This is a genomic window from Clostridium saccharobutylicum DSM 13864 (assembly GCF_000473995.1).
Classification (GTDB): domain Bacteria; phylum Bacillota; class Clostridia; order Clostridiales; family Clostridiaceae; genus Clostridium; species Clostridium saccharobutylicum.
The window spans coordinates 4,268,809-4,290,770 of record NC_022571.1 but is presented as its reverse complement, the minus strand read 5'-3'; the positions used below and the strand labels follow the sequence as shown (position 1 = coordinate 4,290,770).

At 29.4% G+C, this 21,962-nt stretch carries 19 protein-coding genes and 1 other annotated feature; all 19 genes read left to right on the top strand.

Going from position 1 to position 21,962, the window contains the following annotated elements:
* Positions 1–32: 32 nt before the first annotated feature.
* On the top strand, positions 33–1,394 hold the full coding sequence (scfB, locus tag CLSA_RS18660) for a thioether cross-link-forming SCIFF peptide maturase (protein ID WP_022748994.1): 1,362 nt from the start codon (positions 33–35) through the stop codon (positions 1,392–1,394).
* Between the two features lie 334 nt (positions 1,395–1,728).
* Positions 1,729–2,973 (top strand): M16 family metallopeptidase, encoded by a 1,245-nt coding sequence (locus CLSA_RS18655; RefSeq protein WP_022748990.1) that lies wholly within the window; start codon positions 1,729–1,731, stop codon positions 2,971–2,973.
* A gap of 437 nt (positions 2,974–3,410) precedes the next feature.
* Complete coding sequence (locus tag CLSA_RS18650) at positions 3,411–4,433, top strand: threonine aldolase family protein (protein ID WP_041716364.1); 1,023 nt, start codon at positions 3,411–3,413, stop codon at positions 4,431–4,433.
* 237 nt (positions 4,434–4,670) lie between these two features.
* Complete coding sequence (locus tag CLSA_RS18645; RefSeq protein WP_022748984.1) at positions 4,671–6,113, top strand: aminotransferase class I/II-fold pyridoxal phosphate-dependent enzyme; 1,443 nt, start codon at positions 4,671–4,673, stop codon at positions 6,111–6,113.
* Positions 6,114–6,379: 266 nt separating this feature from the next.
* On the top strand, positions 6,380–6,679 hold the full coding sequence (locus CLSA_RS18640; protein WP_022748982.1) for an ATP-dependent Clp protease adaptor ClpS: 300 nt from the start codon (positions 6,380–6,382) through the stop codon (positions 6,677–6,679).
* 3 nt (positions 6,680–6,682) lie between these two features.
* Positions 6,683–8,971 (top strand): ATP-dependent Clp protease ATP-binding subunit ClpA, encoded by a 2,289-nt coding sequence (gene clpA, locus CLSA_RS18635; RefSeq protein ID WP_022748979.1) that lies wholly within the window; start codon positions 6,683–6,685, stop codon positions 8,969–8,971.
* A 122-nt stretch (positions 8,972–9,093) separates the two neighbouring features.
* Positions 9,094–9,243: a zinc-ribbon domain-containing protein gene (locus CLSA_RS18630; protein ID WP_022748978.1), complete on the top strand. Its 150-nt coding sequence runs from the start codon at positions 9,094–9,096 to the stop codon at positions 9,241–9,243.
* Positions 9,244–9,559: 316 nt separating this feature from the next.
* Positions 9,560–9,845 (top strand) — a binding site (T-box leader).
* Positions 9,846–9,967: 122 nt separating this feature from the next.
* The gene (locus CLSA_RS18625; protein WP_022748975.1) at positions 9,968–10,447 is read left to right on the top strand and encodes an Lrp/AsnC family transcriptional regulator; all 480 of its coding nucleotides are present in this window, start codon (positions 9,968–9,970) and stop codon (positions 10,445–10,447) included.
* Entirely contained in the window at positions 10,444–11,613 is a 1,170-nt protein-coding gene (locus tag CLSA_RS18620; protein ID WP_022748971.1) for an aminotransferase class I/II-fold pyridoxal phosphate-dependent enzyme, read from the top strand. Before CLSA_RS18625 ends, CLSA_RS18620 begins: the two co-directional genes overlap by 4 nt.
* A 513-nt stretch (positions 11,614–12,126) precedes the next feature.
* Positions 12,127–13,149, top strand: coding sequence for a LacI family DNA-binding transcriptional regulator (locus tag CLSA_RS18615; RefSeq protein WP_022748968.1), 1,023 nt, complete (start codon positions 12,127–12,129; stop codon positions 13,147–13,149).
* Positions 13,150–13,392: 243 nt separating this feature from the next.
* Positions 13,393–14,502 carry a BMP family lipoprotein gene (locus tag CLSA_RS18610; protein ID WP_022748964.1) on the top strand — a complete coding sequence of 370 codons (1,110 nt, stop codon included), beginning with the start codon at positions 13,393–13,395 and terminating at the stop codon, positions 14,500–14,502.
* A 507-nt stretch (positions 14,503–15,009) separates the two neighbouring features.
* On the top strand, positions 15,010–16,539 hold the full coding sequence (locus CLSA_RS18605) for an ABC transporter ATP-binding protein (RefSeq protein WP_022748961.1): 1,530 nt from the start codon (positions 15,010–15,012) through the stop codon (positions 16,537–16,539).
* The gene (locus CLSA_RS18600) at positions 16,532–17,680 is read left to right on the top strand and encodes an ABC transporter permease (RefSeq protein WP_022748958.1); all 1,149 of its coding nucleotides are present in this window, start codon (positions 16,532–16,534) and stop codon (positions 17,678–17,680) included. Before CLSA_RS18605 ends, CLSA_RS18600 begins: the two co-directional genes overlap by 8 nt.
* Position 17,681: 1 nt before the next feature.
* Entirely contained in the window at positions 17,682–18,635 is a 954-nt protein-coding gene (locus CLSA_RS18595; RefSeq protein ID WP_022748956.1) for an ABC transporter permease, read from the top strand.
* Positions 18,636–18,862: 227 nt separating this feature from the next.
* A complete protein-coding gene (locus CLSA_RS18590) occupies positions 18,863–19,261 on the top strand; it encodes a cytidine deaminase (RefSeq protein ID WP_022748953.1) in 399 nt (132 codons plus the stop codon).
* A gap of 38 nt (positions 19,262–19,299) precedes the next feature.
* Positions 19,300–20,013 (top strand): purine-nucleoside phosphorylase, encoded by a 714-nt coding sequence (gene deoD / locus CLSA_RS18585; protein WP_022748948.1) that lies wholly within the window; start codon positions 19,300–19,302, stop codon positions 20,011–20,013.
* Positions 20,014–20,076: 63 nt separating this feature from the next.
* The gene (locus CLSA_RS18580) at positions 20,077–20,427 is read left to right on the top strand and encodes an arsenate reductase family protein (RefSeq protein ID WP_022748944.1); all 351 of its coding nucleotides are present in this window, start codon (positions 20,077–20,079) and stop codon (positions 20,425–20,427) included.
* A gap of 69 nt (positions 20,428–20,496) precedes the next feature.
* Positions 20,497–20,655 carry a hypothetical protein gene (locus CLSA_RS23520; protein ID WP_022748939.1) on the top strand — a complete coding sequence of 53 codons (159 nt, stop codon included), beginning with the start codon at positions 20,497–20,499 and terminating at the stop codon, positions 20,653–20,655.
* Between the two features lie 208 nt (positions 20,656–20,863).
* Positions 20,864–21,952 (top strand): HD-GYP domain-containing protein, encoded by a 1,089-nt coding sequence (locus CLSA_RS18575; protein ID WP_041716362.1) that lies wholly within the window; start codon positions 20,864–20,866, stop codon positions 21,950–21,952.
* Positions 21,953–21,962: the final 10 nt, after the last annotated feature.

The window sequence follows — 21,962 nt, the reverse complement described above, 5'->3', positions numbered from 1 at the left end:
CTGCTTACTTTGTATATTAGGAGGAATTTAAATTGGCTTTGATACATAAATTCAAACAAGGCGAAAATTATTTTGTTTTAGATGTAAATACTGGTGCAGTTCATGTAGTAGACGAATTAGTCTATGACATATTAGATGATGATAAATTAAGAAATAAAAAAGAAATATTGGAAAGTCTTAAAGGCAAGTATGATGAAGAAGAACTTTCAGAAGCTTATGATGAAATTCAAGAATTAGCTGAGGATGGAATTCTATATTCAGAAGATCAATATGAAGATATAGCTCATAGTTCTATGGAAGATAGAGATTATATAAAGGCTATTTGTTTAAATGTAATTCATGGATGTAACTTAAGATGTAAATATTGCTTCGCAGATGAAGGTGAATATCATGGACATGGTGGTGTCATGAGTGCTGATACTGCTAAAAAAGCTATTGATTACGTAATTAAGAGAAGTGGTCCAAGAAAAAATATAGAAATTGATTTATTTGGTGGAGAACCAACTTTAATCATGGATACTATAAAAGAAATAATTGCGTATGCAAGAGATAATGAAGAAAAATGGGGTAAGAGAATTAGATTTACTATGACTACTAATGCTACCCTTTTAACTCCTGAAATGATGGATTATATGGATAAAGAAATGGGAAATATAATTCTTTCTTTAGATGGTAGAAAAGAAGTTAATGATAATGTTAGAATTAAACCTGATAAGAGTGGTTCTTATGATGATATAGTTCCTAATATTAAAGAAATGATTAAGAGAAGAACACCAGGAAAGACTTACTATGTAAGAGGGACTTTCACAAGAGAAAATACTGATTTTTATCAAGATGTGATGGCTATGGTTAATGAAGGTTTTAGGGAATTATCTATAGAGCCTGTTGTTTTAGAAGATGGACATCCACTTGCTCTTAGAGAAAGTGATATTGATACAATATTTGATAACTATGATAAGTTATATGAAGAAATGGCAACAAGAAAAAGAGAAGGAAATGATGAATTTAAATTCTATCACTTTAATATAGATCTTCAAGGTGGACCATGTGTTTATAAGAGAATTTCAGGCTGTGGTGCTGGATTTGAATATGTAGCAATAACTCCACAAGGAGAAGTATACCCATGTCATCAATTTGTTGGAAAAGAAGAATTTAAGTTAGGCAGCATTTATGATGATACATATGATACTGATCTTGCTAAGAAGTTTAAAAAATCTCATATATATAATAAACCTAAGTGTAGAGAATGTTGGGCTAAATTCTACTGTAGTGGTGGATGCCAAGCAAATAACTTTAATTTCAATGGTGATATGAATATTCCATATGAAATTGGATGTAAAATGCAAAAGAAGAGAATTGAATGTGCTATTGCATTAAAAGCTGTAGAGAAATAGTTGTATACAAATAGGCAAGTTGTAATTTAGATATATGTAAAAGCTTACCGAAAGAACTGGTAGTCTGTTGCTTGATTGCTAGAGAATATGGCTGCGGATTTCTAACAGTAGGAGTTGCACCCATTTTAATTTGTCCAAGTGTAAAATTTGGACAAATTAAAATGGAACAACTTCTACTGTAGAAATACCTGCAACCATATTCTCAATGCAATACTGCACAAAAGACTACCAGTTCTTTCTAGTATGATATATATTTCAATGTATAAGGTACATTCAATCAAGAGTTGCCTATCACAGATAAATAAATTATAAAATTTGTAGGGAGGGAAAATAATTGCAAGAATATATTTTTGAAAATAATTTTAAATTAATATATAAGCATACTGATTCAGAACTTACATCAATTTGCATATCAATAGATGCAGGTGCAGGAGTTGAAAATGAAAAGTATGGTGTAGCTCACGCAACTGAACATATGGTGTATAAGGGAACTAGAAATAGAACGGAGAAACAAATAAATGAAGATTTAACTAATGTTTTTGGATTTAACAATGCTATGACAAATTATCCATATGTGATTTATTATGGGACCTTGCTTGGACCAGATTTAGAAAAAGGTTTAGAATTATTATCAGATATAATTATTAATCCTACTTTTGGAGATGATGGTTTTAAAGAAGAAATGGATGTAATAAAACAAGAACTTGAAGAATGGGATGAAGAATTAGAGCAATATTGTGAAGATAAACTGTTTTTTAATTGTTTTAATAGTAGAAGAATAAAGTACCCAATTATAGGAACTAAGAATAGTTTAGAGAGTATGACATTAAGTGATATAAAGAAATTTTATAATAAATATTATTTCCCACAAAATACTTCTATTGTGGTAATTTCATCAAGAGAATTTGAAAAAGTTAAATATATTATAAATAAGTATTTTGGTCAATGGAAAGTAAAGTTGGATAAAAATGATGGAAGCAATAAATTGAATTGTAAGAAAATCGAATATGAATATCCCAAAGTAGAAGTACTTAATAATAAAAGAAATGGCATCAAAACATGTAGGGTTGAAATAATATGTCCAATAGATAACCTAACTAGTATAGAAATGAAAAGCCTTAGAATTTTCAATCAATATTTTGGTGAAGGAGTTAATTCACTTCTTTATGATATACTTAGGACTGAGAATGGACTTATATATGATGTGATTACTAAAATTGCAAATGAAAATTATATAAAATTATATAAGATAACTTTTAACACAGCTAAGGAAAATGTAGATAAAGCTATAAGTTTAATTAAGGAATGCATAGGAAAAGTGGAATTATCACAGTATCATATAGATAGAATGCAAATGGAACAATTAATAAAAAGTTTTAAATTAAAGAGATTGTTTAGAGAAGAACAAAGCATAGTGTTAGCAAAAGAGTTAGCTACATATGATTCTATGTTTGGAGACTATAAAATATATATTGATGAAATTAATGGATTAGATGAATTGACAGAGGAAATGATATTTGAAGTTGGAAAAAAAGTATTAAAAAATTTATCAATACAAATAATTGAAGTGTGTTCATAAAATATATGTGTTGTAGATAAACAACTTGGAATTTGAAGTTATGTGATAACTAACCGAAATAGAGGTCATGCTTTTGTTTCGGTTACTGAAAATTTTGAGGTAACACTACACAAAAGCATGACCTCTATTTCTAGTTTAGATATACATTTAAAACATACATATAGTCCGTAGTTTGTTTATTTATATAGAATGGGAATAAAGTAAATTTCATGACTATAAATAATTGTTAAAAGTATGAATTTATAAGATTTTATTCAGTGTGAAATCTTAGCTAATTACATCTGCCTTATAGAGATTCAAGTTGAAAATAGTATTTGATTTTGATTAGTTATTACATAAATTTAAGTTCTATGTTAGATATTTATATGAAGTATTCTTTATTAGAGTTAGATGGATTAATGTTTAAAAAAATTAATAACATAGGTGGAGGTTATATTATGTACAGTTTTAGAAATGATTATAGTGAAGGGGCGCATTCAAGAATATTAAATGCGCTAGTAGAAACAAATTTAGAGCAGACAGAAGGGTACAGCACAGACTGCTATACTCAGAAAGCTATAGACTTATTAAAAAGGAAAATTGATCGTGATGATGTAGATATACATTTGCTAGTAGGTGGAACACAAGTGAATCTTACTGCAATATCTGCTTTCTTAAGACCACATCAAGCAGCAATAGGAGCAGATACGTCTCATATCAATTGCCATGAAACAGGTGCTATTGAATCTACAGGACACAAGGTTATTACTATGAAAACTAATGATGGAAAACTTACATCTGATTTAATTCAAAAGGTTGTAGATGCTCATACGGATGAACATATGGTTCAACCTAAGTTAGTATATATATCAAATTCTACAGAGCTTGGAACTTTATATACAAAATTAGAATTAGAAGAGTTACATAAGTGTTGTAAAAGAAATAACTTACTTTTATATTTAGATGGTGCACGTTTAGGATCTGCACTTTTATCAGAAGAAAATGATTTGACATTATGTGATATAGCTAATTTAGTAGATGCTTTTTATATTGGCGGAACAAAAAATGGAGCTCTTTTTGGAGAGGCACTTGTTATATGTAATAATTCTTTAAAAGAAGATTTTAGATATTCTATAAAGCAAAAAGGGGGATTGCTTGCAAAAGGAAGATTGCTCGGAATTCAATTTGAAGAATTGTTTAAAGATGATTTATTCTTTGAACTTGCAAAACATGCTAATAACATGGCTATTTTATTAAAAAATGCCTTGAAAGAAAAGGGATATGAATTTTTGACAGATTCATCTACAAATCAACAATTTCCTATTTTGCCTAATGATATAATCAAGAAATTAAGTGAAAATTATTCATTTAATATTGAAAGAGTTATTGATGAAAAATATGCTGCGATTAGATTAGTAACATCATGGGCAACTGATGAATCTAGTGTTTTAAAATTTATTGAAGATTTAAAGAAGATGTAGATAAACAACTTGGGGTTTAGAGTTATGTAATAGTTAACCGAAATAGGGAGCATGCATTTGTTTCGGTTACTGAAAATTTTAATAGATGGTTTTAAGATTGTATGTTCCATCAAAAATTTCATAAGTCCGATGAAACAAATATCTATGATTTCCGTGAGTGGCTACATAAATCTAAGTTACAAGTTGGTTATGTATATTTCGTTTATATAAACTAAACTTTAGATAGGAGAGGTATTTTTGAAGTTACCATTGTTAGAAGAATTACTTAAATATCATGATGAAAAAAATTTACTTCTTTCAATGCCAGGAAATAAATGTGGAAGCGCATTTTTAGGAAATGAAATTGGAGAAGAGTTTGTTAAAAGATTAGGCTTTTTAGATATAACAGAAGTTGATCCCCTAGATAATCTACATTGTCCAGAAGGTGTTATAAAAGAAGCACAAGAATTGTTGGCTAAAACTTACAATGCTAAAAAAGCATATTTTTTAGTTAATGGAAGTTCTTCAGGAAACTTGGCAGCGATATTTTCAGCTTTTAATGAAGGGGATGAGATTTTAGTTGAAAGAAATTGTCATAAATCAATCTATAATGGACTTATCTTAAGAAAATTAAAAGTTAAGTATATTGAGCCTATTATTGATAACGAAAATGGAGTTTTTCTTCCACCTAATAGAGAAAATATATATAAAGCATTAAGCTGTTGTAAGAATGTAAAAGGGATTATATTAACTTATCCAAACTATTTTGGAATTACATATGATATTGAAGAAATAATATTGGATTTAAAGAAAAAAGGATTAAAAACAATTATTGATTGCGCTCATGGAGCTCATTTTGGAATAAATAAGAGATTGCCAAAATCAGTTTCAAGTTTAGGGGATTATGTGGTTTTAAGTGCACATAAAACTTTACCAGCTTTAACACAGGGGTCATACCTTTTAGGTAATGAAGAAAATAGCATGTTAGAATTTTATTTAAAAACTTTTATGACAACATCACCATCGTATTTAATAATGGGATCATTAGATTATGCTAGATATTATTTGGATAATTACGGTGATAAAAATTATGAAAAGTTAATAGATAGAGCAGAAATTTGGAAAGAGAAAATGGAATCTACATGCAAGGTTCATATATTAAATAAATTCGATTTAAATAAACAATATAAGGATAAGAGAAATAATAAATTTGAACAATATGATATTGATTTGTCTAGATATGTATTAATATTGCCAGAAGGTTATAGCGGACATAAATTTCTTGATTATCTAAGAAGTAAAAAAATACAAGCAGAAATGAGTTTTTCAAGAGGTGTTGTTTTGATATTATCTCCTGTTAATACAGATGATGATTTTTATAAGATATACAAAGCAATATTAGATTTAGATATAGAGAATATAGCTGGAGATTCAGGGTCAAAATATTATAATACTATTCCAGAAAAGAAATTTGAGCCGCATGAAGTGTTTAGTTTAGATAGTGAATTGTGTGAAGTTGATAAATGCAAAAATAAAATTGCAAAAGAATCAATAATTCCATATCCACCAGGAATACCTTTAATATGTCCAGGTGAAATTATATCAGAAGAAGCGATAGATATAATAAAGGATTATATTGTAAATAAAAGAAGTATAATAGGTGTGGAAAATAACGAAATAAGTGTAGTAAAATTAGTTTAGACACATGAAAGAAAATAACAAGTCCAAAATTTTATGATTATTTTTCATCAAGCAAAGAAGTGGATTTGTTTCATAGCTGGCTATTAGAGAAATCTCCTAATGCAGCATGATGAAAAATGGGTTTGATATATGGAAGTGTTATTTTTTTGAATGTGCTTTAAACATAAATTCATTGGTATGAATTTTAATATTGTGATAAAATGTAGCTATTTAAAATAATATATATAGTCGATATTAAAGTACAAGGAGTGATGAAGTAATATATTATGGAAACTAACATTGCAACAAAGCAAAAAGATAAAGTAAAGATAAAGAAACCTAAAAATTACAAAGTGGTTATGTATAATGATGATTATACTACCATGGAATTTGTTATTAATATATTAGTATCAGTATTTAATAAAAATTTAATAGAAGCAGAAAAAATAATGCTGGATGTGCATCAAAAAGGAAATGGTATAGCTGGAATCTATAGCTATGATATAGCAATGACAAAAGTTGCTAATGCTATGTCTTTAGCAAAGGAACAAGGATTTCCATTTAAGCTTACTGTAGAGGAGGTGTAGAGTATGAAAATTACAGATGAGGTTAACAACATATTACTTAAAGCTTATGAAGAGGCAAAGGAAAGGAATTCGGAATATATTACACCTGAGCATTTACTATATGCAGCAACATTTGATGAAAATGTAGAACATGCAATTAAGGAATGTGGTGGAAGTATTGAAAATTTACGATATAATCTGAAAACATATATAAAGACATATGTGAATACAACAAGAAATGGTGAGCCACAAGAGAGTATAGAGTTTCAGAGAGTTATTTTAACAGCTAATGAACAGATTAAATACAGCGGAAAAGAAGCTATAGGAGTAGATCATATACTTTCTGCAATGTTTAACTTGGAGAATAGCTATGCTCTATACTATTTGCAGCAAGAAGGGGTTAATAGAAGAGATTTATTATATTTGTTATGCCATGAAGCAGATACGAGTAATGAAGAAGAAATATCAGAGTATGATGAAGAAACTCATGAAGATCTTGAAGAAGAAGAGATTCCATCAGAACCTATTAATAGTGAAGAAAAGACTAAAAAGAAAAAAGAAGATGCGTTTTTACACAAATTCACAGTTAATCTGATAGAAAAAGCAAAAGAAGAACATTGTGATCCTTTAATAGGACGAGAAGATATCCTAGAAAGAAGTATTCAAATACTTTGCAGAAGGATAAAAAATAATCCTATCCATGTAGGGGAATCAGGTGTTGGAAAAACAGCGATTACTTTAGGACTAGCAAAGCTTATTAGTGAAGGAAAAGTTCCTGAGAAATTAAAGGGAAGTTCTATGTTTTCGCTAGATATTGGATCAGTAATTGCTGGTACAAAATATAGAGGAGACTTTGAGGAAAGAATAAAGAGGATTTTAGATTTAATAGGAAAAGAGCACAAGCCTATAGTTTATATTGATGAAATTCATAACATAGTTGGTGCTGGATCGTTGAATGGTGGAGCATTAGATGCATCTAATTTGTTAAAACCATATTTAACTGATGGAAAGATTAAATTTATTGGAGCAACTACTTTTGAAGAATACAAAAAATTCTTTGAAAAAGATAAAGCATTAACAAGGAGATTTCAAACTATAGATGTGAAAGAACCGTCTATTAATGAAGCTATACAAATCTTAAATGGACTTAAGAGGAATTATGAAGAATATCATAATGTAAGTTATACAGATGAAGCAATTGCAGATGCAGTAAAATTAAGTGATAAATATATTAATGATAAATATTTACCTGATAAAGCTGTTGATATAATTGATGAAGCAGGTGCTTATGCACGTATGCATAACGAAAATTTAGATGAGAAAATTATAGTTGATGAAAAAATCATTGAAGAAATAATATCTAAGGTATGTAGTATTCCAAAGCAAACAGTGGAAAGCAGTGAAATAAGTTCGTTAAAACATCTTGAAGCAGATTTAAAAGAAAATATATTCCACCAGGATAATGCAATTGAAGAAGTTGTAAGATGCATAAAAATGTCTAGATCAGGATTGAATGAAGAAGATAAACCAGTAGCATCAATGCTATTTGTTGGCCCTACAGGAGTTGGTAAAACTGAAATCGCAAGATGTCTTGCTAAAAAGATGGGCATAGAACTTATTAGATTTGATATGAGTGAATATGCTGAAAAACATGCAGCTTCAAAGCTTATAGGATCACCTCCAGGATATGTCGGATATGAAGAGGGCGGATTACTTACAGATTCTATAAGAAAAAAACCTCACTGTGTATTATTGCTTGATGAAATTGAAAAAGCACATCAAGATATTTTGAGTGTACTACTTCAAGTAATGGATTATGCTACTCTGACAGATAATAAAGGTAGAAAAGCTGATTTTAGAAATGCAATAATAATAATGACTTCAAATGCTGGTGCAAGAAATATAGGTAAGAGACTTATAGGTTTTGGTGATAGAGAAGTTAAAGGTGAAGCTATAATGGAAGAAGTTAAGAAGTTCTTTAGTCCTGAATTTAGAAACAGATTAGACAAGATAGTTGTATTTAACAGTATGAATGATTCTATGGCATTAGATATTGCTAAAAAACAATTAAATGACTTTAAAAATAAGCTTGCGGCTAAGAAAATAAAAATTAACTTTAATGATGAGTGTATTAGTCATGTAGCAAAAATAGGAACATCACAGGAATTTGGAGCTAGGGAGATTGCTAGAATAATAAGCTCTAAGATAAAACCACTATTAGTTGATGAAATTTTGTTTGGTAAATTAAGCGAGGGTGGAAACTGTTCTATAAAACTTGAGGATGAAGAATTTAAACTTGTAGTTGAAAAATAAATTATAAAAATGAATATTTATTGAAGATTAAGGGATACTATTAATATTAAAGTGAAAACTTTAAGTTAAAAGAGGAGGTGAACTGTTGCAAAGTTATTATACTTTGGCAATAGAACATTAAAATGGAAGACAAAAAAATAGTATGTAAAGATTGTGGAGAAGAATTTATTTTCACAGTAGGAGAACAAGAATTTTATAAGGAAAAAGGCTTTGAAAATGAGCCAGTGAGATGCCCAGCATGTAGAAGAGCTAAAAAACAACAGCATAGATAATGAATTATAATTATTAGTTGTTTAATAGAGAGTTATAAGAGACAAAACTTATGACTCTCTTTAAATTTATAAATTTTATTTTAAGTTTATAAATTTATGAGTTGATTATTAATATGTTAAAATAATATATAAAATAGTATTGAATTATTTATATAATTGAGTTTATAATATAAATAAGTATTTAAGTATTTAAGTATTTAAGTATTTAAGTATTTAAGTATTTATATTATAAAAGCATGCACAATGACGTTTTTTATTATAATTAGTTTAAATTAATAGTTGTTTTATTTATAACTAATTATTATTGTTTTATATTTTAAAAATAGTGATAAGGAATAGTATATTTAAGTGAACTTTTTAGAGAGCTAGAGTTTGGTGGAAGTCTAGTAAGTAAGCTTTATAGAAGCAGCCTTTGAATTTCATTACTAAAAAATAAGGATTAACAGTAATTTTGCATTTATGTGTTCAATTTTTAATTAGGTAATGACGTGTTCCTCACGTTATAGAGGTGGAGTATTAATGTTTTAGATACTCCAGCTGAGTGAACAATATTTATATTGTTTATTAGGGTGGTACCGCGAAGTAGTTCCTTCGTCCCTTGTTTGGGATGGAGGACTTTTTTTATGTATATAAAATTATATAATTTTAGAACTGTTATAAGGATAATTAAATCTAGATATTAATTATTCATCATTCATTTATAAAAATAAGGAGGGCATTTGCAATGGAGGAAATACTTGAAATATTAGAAAAAAACAGTAGGTATAGCGATGAACAAATTGCTACTATGACAGGTAAAACTGTAGAAGAAGTCAGAGAAGCTATTAGAGATTATGAAGAGAAGAGTATAATAGCAGGTTATACAACTCTTATAAATTGGGAAAATACCGGAAGTGAAACAGTTACTGCATTAATAGAAGTAAAAATAACACCTCAAAGAGGAGAAGGTTTTGATAAGGTAGCAGAGAGAATTTATAAATTTTCACAAGTTAAAGCTTGTTATTTAATGTCTGGAGGATTTGATTTAACTGTTATTATTGAAGGAAAAACAATGAAGGAAGTTGCACTTTTTGTTTCACAAAAATTAGCAGTGCAACAATATGTGCTTAGCACAGCAACTCATTTTGTATTAAAGAAATATAAAGAACATGGAACAATATTTAAGGAAAAGAAAGTAGACGATAGGGAGGCAATATTTATATGATATTAGAAAATATGATTTTAGATAATGTAAAAAAAATGCCTCCATCAGGCATAAGAAAATATTTTGATATGATAAATGAAATGGAAGATGTAATTTCATTAGGAGTTGGGGAACCTGATTTTGTTACTCCTTGGAATGTTAGAGAAGCTGGAATTTATTCTATAGAAGAAGGACATACTCATTATTCTTCTAATGCTGGATTTGTTGAATTACGTAATGAAATTTCAAAATACCTTTATAGAAGATTTGACTTAAGCTATAATCCATTAAATGAAATATTAGTTACAGTTGGTGGAAGTGAAGGAATTGATTTAGCACTAAGAGCTTTAGTAGGTCCAGGAGATGAAGTTATAATTCCAGAACCTAGCTTTGTAGCATATAAAGGATGTACGGCATTTACAGGTGCTACTGCTAAAGTTTTAAACCTTAAAGCTGAAGATGAATTTAAGCTTATGCCAGAGGATTTGGAAGAAGCTATTACGCCTAAGACAAAAGTAGTAATAATCCCATTCCCTAACAATCCAACAGGCGCAATTATGAATAGGGATGAGCTTGCAGCAATAGTTGAGGTGTTAAAGGATAAAGATATCATTGTAATTTCTGATGAAATATATGCAGAACTTTGTTATGGAGATAAGCATGTTTCGATAGCATCATTTCCAGAAATGAAAGAAAAAACATTAGTTATAAATGGATTTTCTAAATCATATGCGATGACAGGATGGAGACTTGGATATGTTTGCGGACATCAAATTTTAATCGATGCAATGAAGAAAATACATCAATATGGAATTATGTGCTCTCCAACAACTGCTCAATATGCAGCTATAGAAGCATTAAAAAATGGTGATGATAGTGTTATAGAAATGACGAAGGAATATAACAGAAGAAGAAGAGTGTTAGTAGAGGGATTCAGGAAAATTGGATTAGAATGTTTTGAACCTTTAGGAGCATTTTATGTATTCCCAAGTATTAAATCTACAGGGATAACATCTGATGAGTTCTGTGAACAATTGCTTATAAGTGAAAAAGTATTAACTGTTCCAGGAAATGCATTTGGAGAATGTGGAGAGGGATTTATTAGAGCATGTTATGCTTCGTCTATGGATAATATTATTGAAGCATTAAAGAGAATAGAAAGATTTGTTAATGGTTTAAGAAAATAAGGCTATGATATTATTTGAAAATATAGTATAATATTGAAGAATAAATATCACAAGGGCGTGAATTTAAGGATACTGCTTAAATTTATGCCTTTAATTATAAGTACTACAAATTAGACACATTCAAGTAACAAGTCTACTTACTAATCTATTTCCAATCATGCTGCGTCGGCAAATTGACCTAATGGACTCACTATGAGCGCAATTTACCTCTTTGCCTGATGAAAAATAATTATGGCGTTTTGGATTTGTTATTTTTTATGTAATATAAATAAATTTTCTTATATTAAAAATATTTTGTTTTTAGGACTTGAAAAAAGTATGATATATATTATACTTAAAAAGTATACTCGAAATCCTATATTTCTTATATTGTGATATACAATATAAGATTACTATACTTGGATGACGAAGTACTATATATATTATAATTACTATGGAACCGCTACCATTTCTTTGAATTATGACTTTTATTATATAAATATAATCTAGAAGGTATGTAATGAGGTGAATTGTATGTCAATAACAATAAATGATATTGCAAAAATAGCCAACGTTTCAGCATCAACAGTATCGAGAGTATTAAATAATTCTGGATATGTAAAAGAAGACACTAAAAAACGAATAGAGGCTGTAATAAAAGAAATGAATTATATTCCAAGTGCTATTGCTAGAAGTTTATCTAAAAGTGAGACTAGCACAATTGGTGTAATTGTTCCTGATATAACCAATTCATATTTTGGAGAAATTATAAAGGGAATTAGTGAAATAGCTGAAAAAAATAATTTAAATATAATTTTGTTTAACACAGATAATTATTTACATAAAGAAGTAAATGCACTTAAACTTCTTAAAGAACAAAGAATACAAGGGATAATAATGACTCCAGGTTTTGGCGAAGAAAAATTTAATGATGATTATATAAATACAATTCATAATTTAAATATACCAATAATATTAGTATCAGCAGATATAACGTTTACCAATTTGAATGGAGTTTTTGTAGATAATGTTAAAGGTGGATTTGAAGCAACAAATTTATTTATAAAAGAAGGACATACTAAAATAGCAATTATAACTGGATTGTTGAGTTCAGAGCCAGCAATGGATAGATTAATTGGATACAAAAAAGCATTAGAGATTAATAAAATTCCAGTTGAAGAAGAGTATATTTTAAGTGGTGAGTTTAAATTAGAAAAAGCATATGAGTTAACTAAAAACTTATTGAAGCAAAAAGATCATCCAACTGCTATGGTTGTTTGTAGTAATATGATGACTATGGGAGTTATAAAAGCCATAAATGAAGAAAATAAAAAAATACCAGATGATTTATCAATAATAGGGTTTGATAAAAATGAGTTTTTAGACATGGTAGGATTGAACATTACATATCTAGAGGATTGTCCTGTTGAATTAGGGATAAAAGCAATGAACATGCTTTGCGATATAATTGATAAAAATGGTAAAAATGAGGTGCAAAGACTGACAGTTGCACCACAAATAATAATTAAGGGATCAGAAAAAATTATAAATAAGTAATTTTTTTAAATATATTTATAAGTATTTGCACATATACATATTTTAAGTTAAATCTCGAATACTAAATTTAGTGCACTTTTTACAATAAATATCAAGTAAATGACATAGCTATTAAAACAGAATTTGGGAATTGATATTTATTATTTAATTAGGATATTAATAATTATTAACTAAAAGCAGTTAAATCATAAAAACTTTATGATTTACAATATTATTTAAAATTATATTTTAGGAGGAAGGCACATGAAAAAGAGATTATTATCATTATTAGCAGTTTCAGCAATTTCAATGTCATTATTTGCAGGCTGTGGAAATTCTTCAGGAACTAAGGATGGTTCAGGATCAGGGGAAAAAATTAAAGTAGGTATGGTTACAGACTCAGGAACTATAGATGATAAATCATTTAACCAAGGTACTTGGGAAGGAATACAAAAAGCACAAAAAGAATTTAACTTAGACGAACCTAAGTATTTAAAACCAGCTGGTGAAACAAAAGCTGATTATATGAAGGAAATTGGAAATCTTTATGATTCAGGATTTAAACTTATAGGTGCACCAGGATTTAAGTTTGAAACAGCAATTTATGAAGCTCAAGATAAATATCCAGATGCTAAATTCTTTATAATTGATGGTACTCCAAATGATGGAGCTGATAAACCAACTACTAAAGTAGCAGATAATGCAGTTTCAATTTTATTTGCAGAACAACAAGCAGGATTCATTGCTGGTGTTGCAACATCAGTTCAACTTAAAGAAGGTGAACTAGGATTCATAGGTGGAATGGAAATTCCAGCTGTACAAAAGTTTAACTGGGGATACCAACAAGGTGTAGCTTATGCTAATGAAAAATTAGGAACTAAAATGTCATTAAAACCTGAAAATGTAGTATATCAAGGAACATTTAACGATACAGCAGCAGGACAACAACTTGCTAATACAATGTATGGTAGAGGCGTCAAGGCTATATTCTGCGCAGCTGGTGGAGTTGGAAATGGAGTTGTAAAAGCAGCTCAAGAACAAGTAAAAGCAGGAAAGAATGTATGGATGGTTGGTGTTGATAGAGACCAATATCAAGATGGTGTTTATGAAGAAGGTAAATCAGTAGTTCTTACTTCAGCTATTAAGAAAGTAGATTCAGCAAGTTACAATATAGTTAAAGATTTAAAAGAAGGAAACTTCCCAGGTGGCCAAACTTTAACATTTGATGTAACTAAAGATGCTGTTGGTATACCAACAGAAAATCCAAACTTAAGTGCAGATACAATGAAAACAGTTGATGATATATATGCAAAACTTAAAGATGGTTCAATTACAGTTGCTGATAACAACAATGATGGAAAATTAATGAAATAATTTACATTAAGTAAGTTATTTATACATTAAATTAATGGCAATGAAGGTTAAATATTTTATAAGTATGCCTTCATTGTCAATTTAATGAGTAAAAGGGGAGAATATTTTGGGGTTATGTTAATTAGTGTACATTTTGAGTTGACAATTGACAATGAACAATACTATATATTAAAGCTAATAGAGAAGATGTATTGAAGCGGGAAATTTTAGAGTGAGTCATATTGTTTATTGTCAATTGGCAATTATTAATTGTTAATCAAGGCACAATCAAAAAAATAGCAAGTCCATCTGTCAAGCCTATTTTTCATAAGAAGAAGCTCGATTCGCTATGTTCACTAAGTAAGCGATTCATACCAAATCATAGATTTGGCTTCACTGCCCACATCAGCAGATTGAGCTAATAGGCCCGCTATGAGACCAATCTGCTTCTTTGCCTGATAAAAAATAATCATGGCATTTTGGACTTGTTAGTTTCTTTCATGTGCCTAAAAAAAGGAGGACTCTGTGATGGAATATGTAGTTGAAATGCTAAATATCCGTAAAGAATTCCCAGGTATAGTGGCTAATGATAATATTACTCTCAGATTGAGAAAGGGAGAAGTTCATGCACTACTTGGTGAAAATGGAGCGGGTAAATCTACTTTAATGTCAGTTCTTTTTGGAATGTATCAACCAGAACAAGGAATCATAAAAGTAAGGGGCAAAGAAGTAAAAATTTCAAATCCCAATATTGCAAATGATTTAGGAATTGGAATGGTGCATCAACATTTTAAATTAGTGCACAATTTTACAGTAACTGAAAATATCATACTAGGTTGTGAACCTAAAAAAGGATTGTCAGTTGATGTTAAGAGTGCAGCTAAGAAAATACAAGAACTATCTAAAAGATACGCATTAAATGTTGATCCATATGCAAAAATAGAAAATATATCAGTTGGTATGCAGCAAAGAGTAGAAATTTTAAAAATGCTTTATAGAGATGCAGAAGTATTAATATTAGATGAACCAACGGCAGTACTTACACCACAAGAAATAGATGAGCTTATTAAAATTATGAAAAATCTTATAAAAGAAGGTAAATCAATAATAATAATAACACATAAGCTTAAAGAAATTAAAGCTGTTGCAGATCGCTGCACAGTTATAAGACGAGGAACTTATATAGGAACAGTAGATGTAAAAGACACATCGGAAGCAAAAATGGCAGAAATGATGGTTGGAAGACCTGTAAGTTTTAAAGTTGATAAGAAAGACAAGACTCCTGGAGAAGTAATTTTAAAGGTAGAGAATTTATCTGTACTAAATAATAAAAAGGTTCTTGGAGTTAAGAATTTTTCTATTGAAGTTAAAGCAGGTGAAATCCTTGGTATTGCAGGAGTTGAAGGTAATGGTCAAACAGAATTAATTGAAGCCATTACAGGAATGAGAAGTGTTAAATCAGGCAGTGTATACTTTAAAAATAAAGATATAACTAATCTATCAATTCGCAAGCGTATAGATAGTGGAATGGCTCATATTCCAGAAGATCGTCAAAAAAGAGGATTAGTACTAGATTATACAATTGAAGATAATATGGTATTAGAAATATATGATAGAGAACCATTTTCAAAACATGGATTATTGAACAAAAATGCAATACATAATTATGCTGAAAAAATAATTAAAGAGTTCGACGTAAGATCAGGTAAAGGTGGAGCTTCAATTGCAAGAACAATGTCAGGCGGTAATCAACAAAAAGCTATAATTGGACGTGAAATAGAGTTAGATCCTGATTTATTAATTGCAGTTCAACCAACAAGAGGACTTGATGTAGGTTCAATTGAGTATATTCATAAAAGATTAGTGGAACAAAGAGATGAAGGAAAGGCTGTCTTACTTGTTTCATTGGAACTTAGTGAGGTTATGAATTTATCAGATAGAATTGCAATCATTAATAGTGGAGAATTAATTGGAACAGTAAAAGCTTCAGAAACAAATGAAAATGAAATTGGATTAATGATGGCTGGTATCCAAAAAGGAGGAAGGTCGCATGAGTAAAAAGGATGCTTTAAATTCTATACTTGCAGTTGTTTTAGGATTGCTTGCAGGAGCAATTTTAATGTTGTTAATTGGAAGTGATCCTATAGAGGGATATGCTTATCTTTTTAAAGGTGGACTTATGAATTTAAAAAGATGTGGTGACACTATAGCAACTGCAACACCATTAATACTTACAGGGCTTTCAGTAGCATTTGCATTTAAAACTGGTCTTTTCAACATAGGAGCACCAGGACAAATGCTTTTTGGAGGATTTTGTGCTACAATAATTGGATTATTATATAACTCAAGTATTCCAGGTCCAGTATTAATATTAGCGATGATAATTATAGGTGGAATTGCTGGAGCTATTTGGGCATTTGTACCAGGATTATTAAAAGCTAAGTTTAATGTTAATGAAGTTGTATCTTCAATCATGATGAACTGGGTTGCTTATTGGATAGTATATTATGTAATACCAGCTTATTTTAAAGGTTCAAGTGAAACAGAATCGAAGAATATTCCAGCGATGGCATCATTGCAAACTACATGGCTTAAAAGTATTTTTAATGGATCATATATAAATCTAGGAATATTTATTGCTATTTTAGCTGTAATCATAATTGGTTTTATTTTAAATAAAACAGTTTTAGGTTATGAATTAAAAGCTGTAGGATTTAATAGAGACGCAGCAGAATATGCTGGTATGTCAGTAAATAAGAATGTAATTGTTGCTATGATGATTTCAGGAGCTCTTTCAGGTCTTGCAGGAGTTGCACAATATGTAGGAAATGCATCTAATATTCAAATAGGAGTAATGCCATCTCAAGGGTTTGATGGAATCGCAGTATCCTTACTTGGAGCTAATAGCCCAGGAGGCGTTTTAGTTTCAGCATTATTCTTTGGATTGTTGTATTCTGGAAAAGGATTTATGAATGCTAATACAAGTATCCCACCAGAAATAGCAGATACAATAATTGCAACTATAATATATTTTGCAGCAATAAGTGCAGCAGTACCAATTGTAGTAAATAAAATAAAGAAAAGAAAAGCAAAAAAAGCAGGAGACAGTGGAATTGGTATATTACCATCCGAAGGTAATATAGATGAAGCTGAATTAAATAATGATGAGAAAGTAAATACGAACAAGGAGGAAAAATAATATGTGGACAATAATGCAGCAAGTTTTTCCATATGCTATTCAATATACAATTCCTCTACTTATAACAGCACTTGGAGCTTTATATTGTGAAAGAAGTGGAGTTATAAACATTGGATTAGAAGGATTTATGGTAATAGGTTCATTTTCTGGTGCTTTGACAATATATAAGTTACAAGATGTGATGCCAAATAGTAGCATTCCACTTTGGATTGGACTTATAGTGGCTGTAATAGTTGGAATGTTATTTTCGCTTTTACATGCATTTGCAAGTATAAATTTAAATGCAGACCAAACAATTAGTGGTACTGCTATAAATATGATGGCAGGAGCCTTAACTATATTTTTAGCAAGAACTATTTCAGGAAGTGGACGTATAAGAATTCAAAATGGATTTTATCCAATAGATATTCCATGGCTTTCATCAATTCCTATACTAGGACCTTTATTCTTTACAAAGACATATGTAACTACATGGCTAGTTTTAGTAATACTTTTATTAACTATATTTTTAATATATAAAACTAGTTTTGGATTAAGACTTAGAGCTTGTGGTGAACATCCTCAAGCAGCAGATGCAGCAGGTATCAATGTATATCGTATGAGATATTTTGGAGTATTACTTTCAGGAGGGTTATCTTCACTTGGAGGAGCGATAATCCTTGTAACATATTCTGGAGAATTTAATGGAAGTGTTGCTGGAATAGGATTCTTAGCATTGGCAGCATTGATATTTGGTCAATGGAAACCACTTGGAATTCTTGCGGCTACATTATTCTTTGGGTTTGCAAGTACAATTGCTAATGTATCACAAGTAATACCAGCACTTGGATCAATTCCACCAGTGATATTAAAGATATTCCCATATGTAGTGACATTGATTGCACTTGTAATATTCTCTAAATCTTCACAAGCACCAAAAGCTTCAGGAGAACCTTTTGATCCAGGTAAGAGATAGAACTATATATTATAAATAATAATATTGTGCTTTTACATTTAAAATATTTTAATAGCAATGCACAGTTCGTGAAATAATAAAGAACTGTGTATTAATTTAGGCACATTCAAATAAATAATAAATCCATCTGTCTAATTTTAACTTATAAAAAAGGAATTATCACTGTATATAAAGAATTTATTATAAGAAAGATATTATATATAAAAAAGAATTAGGGAGGAAATATTATGGATTATAAAAAACTTATCAATGTAGCTTTGGACTATAGGAATAGAGCATACTCACCTTATTCTAATTTTAAGGTAGGGGCAGCAGTACTTTTTGAAAGTGGAAAAATATATGGTGGATGTAATGTAGAAAATGCATCTTTTGGAGCTACAAATTGTGCTGAAAGAACTGCAATATTTAGAGGAATATCTGAAGGAGAAACTACGATTAAATCTATAGCCATAGTTGGAAGTTTAAATGAATACACATATCCATGTGGAATTTGTCGTCAAGTAATTTCTGAATTTGGTGATGAAAGTATAGAAGTCATACTTGCTAAAAGTGAAGATGACTATATTATAAAAGACATGAGAGAAGTATTACCAGGAGCTTTTAAAAAAGAAGCACTAGGTAAATAAAAAAGATAAATAATTACTTAAATAACGGAGGTAAAAAGATGAGCGTTCATATTAATGCACCACAAGGTGCTATTGCAGAAAGTGTATTATTACCAGGAGATCCTTTAAGAGCTAAGTTTATAGCAGATACATTTTTAGAAGATGTAGTTTGTTATAATGAAGTTAGAGGAATGTATGGTTTTACAGGCACATATAAAGGAAAGAGAATTTCGGTACAAGGAACAGGTATGGGAATACCATCAATATCTATTTATGCTAATGAATTGATTAATGAATATGGTGTTAAAAATTTAATAAGAGTTGGTACTTGTGGTGGATATCACGAAGATGTTAAAGTTAGAGATCTTATAATAGCAATGTCAGCTTCAACAGATTCAAATCTTAATTTAGTAAGATTTCAAGGAAGAACATTTGCACCAACAGCAAGTTTTAAACTTTTAAAACCAGCTTATGATATAGCTATAGCAAAAGGATTAGATCCAAAGGTTGGAAGCATATATAGTTCAGATGTATTTTATGGAGATGATAATGAAGATTGGAAGAAATGGGCTAAGTTTGGCTGCCTAGGAGTTGAAATGGAAGCAGCAGGATTATATACTGTTGCAGCTAAATATGGAGTTAATGCATTGGCTATAATGACAGTAAGTGATCACTTCATAACAGGAGAAGTTACAACTGCTGAGGAGAGACAAACAACATTTACAAATATGATGGAAGTTGCTCTTGATACAATAGTTGAATTAGATAAATAATAAATTAAGGCATATTCAAAAAATAACAAGGTTTTAAATATTTAAGGAGATAAAATTAGATTTATGAATATACAGATATTTGGAACAAAGAGATGTTTTGATACTAAAAAAGCAGAACGTTTTTTTAAGGAGAGAAAAGTTAAATTTCAATTTATCGATTTAAATGAGAAGTCTATGAGTAAAGGTGAGCTTACCAGCATACTCAAATCAAAGAATATTAATGATTTGATAAATACTAAATCAAAAGATTATGCAAAATTAAATTTTGGTAGTATAAGAAGTTCGGAAATAAAAGCTGAACTATTGCTTAAAAATCAAAAAGTAATGATGACACCAATAGTTAGAAATGGAAAAGAAGCAACTGTAGGATATGAAATAGATGTTTGGAATAAATGGATAAATGAACAAGTATAATACTTGCATATTATCTAATCTTTTTTAGAATACTAAGATTAAAAGTATTGTAGAAAGGGTGAAATAGTTATGGCAAAAGCAGGAATGAGAAGACCAGATCCAAGTGATCCACATGGAACAGAAAGTAATCATAAGAATAAGATTAAGAAAAATGATGTTAGAGAAGTTCCAACAGAGATTCAAGGTAAGGCCAAGACTGGAAATGATAAAGCAAGTACTATATTATAAGTATAAATTATTAGTATTAAGTTTGTAAATAAAAGGTGGAATTTTAATTAAAGCTCCACCTTTTATTAATTTATTAAGCTATCCTTTGACAAAAAGTGAAAAGTATTGAATAATATAGATATAAATAGGAAAGTATGGAAAATAAGTTAAAAAGTATATGGATTGTTTTGTTATTTTTTATTAGTTTTAATGGTAGGAGTTAATGATGATGAATGCAAAAACGAGAATTGTGAGTATTAATAATGTAGAAAAAGGTATGGTTATAGCCAAGGATGTAGAAGAAAATGGAAAACTATTATTAAAAAAGGATTCAACAGTCACTGAATTAATAATAGAAAAATTAAAAACAGTCATATTTGTTGGTAATATTGAAATATATGATTTAAAAGAAGAAAATGAAAAATTAGAAGAGAAAAAAGAAAATTCAGTGCTACAAAATAAAAAACAAGAAGAGTATAATAAAGTCGATGAAGAATTTAAATTAATATCTTCTAAACTACACGCAACATTTTTACAGATAGCTAACCAGGATACTGTATGTATGGATGAAGTAAGAGCGTTTTCTAAAAGAATTCAGAATGAATTAAATCCAAGTAATATTGTTATAAAAAATATCGTTCTTCATGGTAGTGGTACAGATTCTATTTATAGACATGCTGTAAATGTAGCAGCACTCAGTGCTTTATTAGGAAAATGGGTAGGACTTGAGAATACACAATTAAATTTATTGGTATATTCAGCAATTCTTCATGACTTTGGAAAAACAAAGATAAATGATGAAATTATTAGTAAAAATGACTGCTTAAATTCAAAGGAGTTTAATGTAGTTAAAACTCATGCACAGATTGGATATAATATTGCTAAAGAAATTCCTTTTTTGGATAAGTCGGTTAGTTATGGCGTGTTGATGCATCATGAAAGAGAAGATGGTTCTGGATATCCATTAGGATTAAAAGGAGATTCAATACATAAATTCGCTAAAATAATTGCCATAGCTGATGTTTTTGATGCAATTAATTCAAATAGGGGATATAAGGATAAGAAACCACCATTTGAAGCGTTACAAATTGTAAAATCAGAAGGTTTGGGTAAATTAAACTATGAATATGTTAAAGTATTTTTAGAACATGTATCGAACTATTATATGGGAGAAAAGGTTCTCCTAAATACAGGAGAAAAGTGTAAGATAATACAAATGAACTTAAATAATATAGATAAACCTTTATTATTAAAAGGTGATAATTTTATAGATTTGGAGAAAGAAAAACACTTGCATATTAAGGAAATGCTTTTATAATTAATATAAA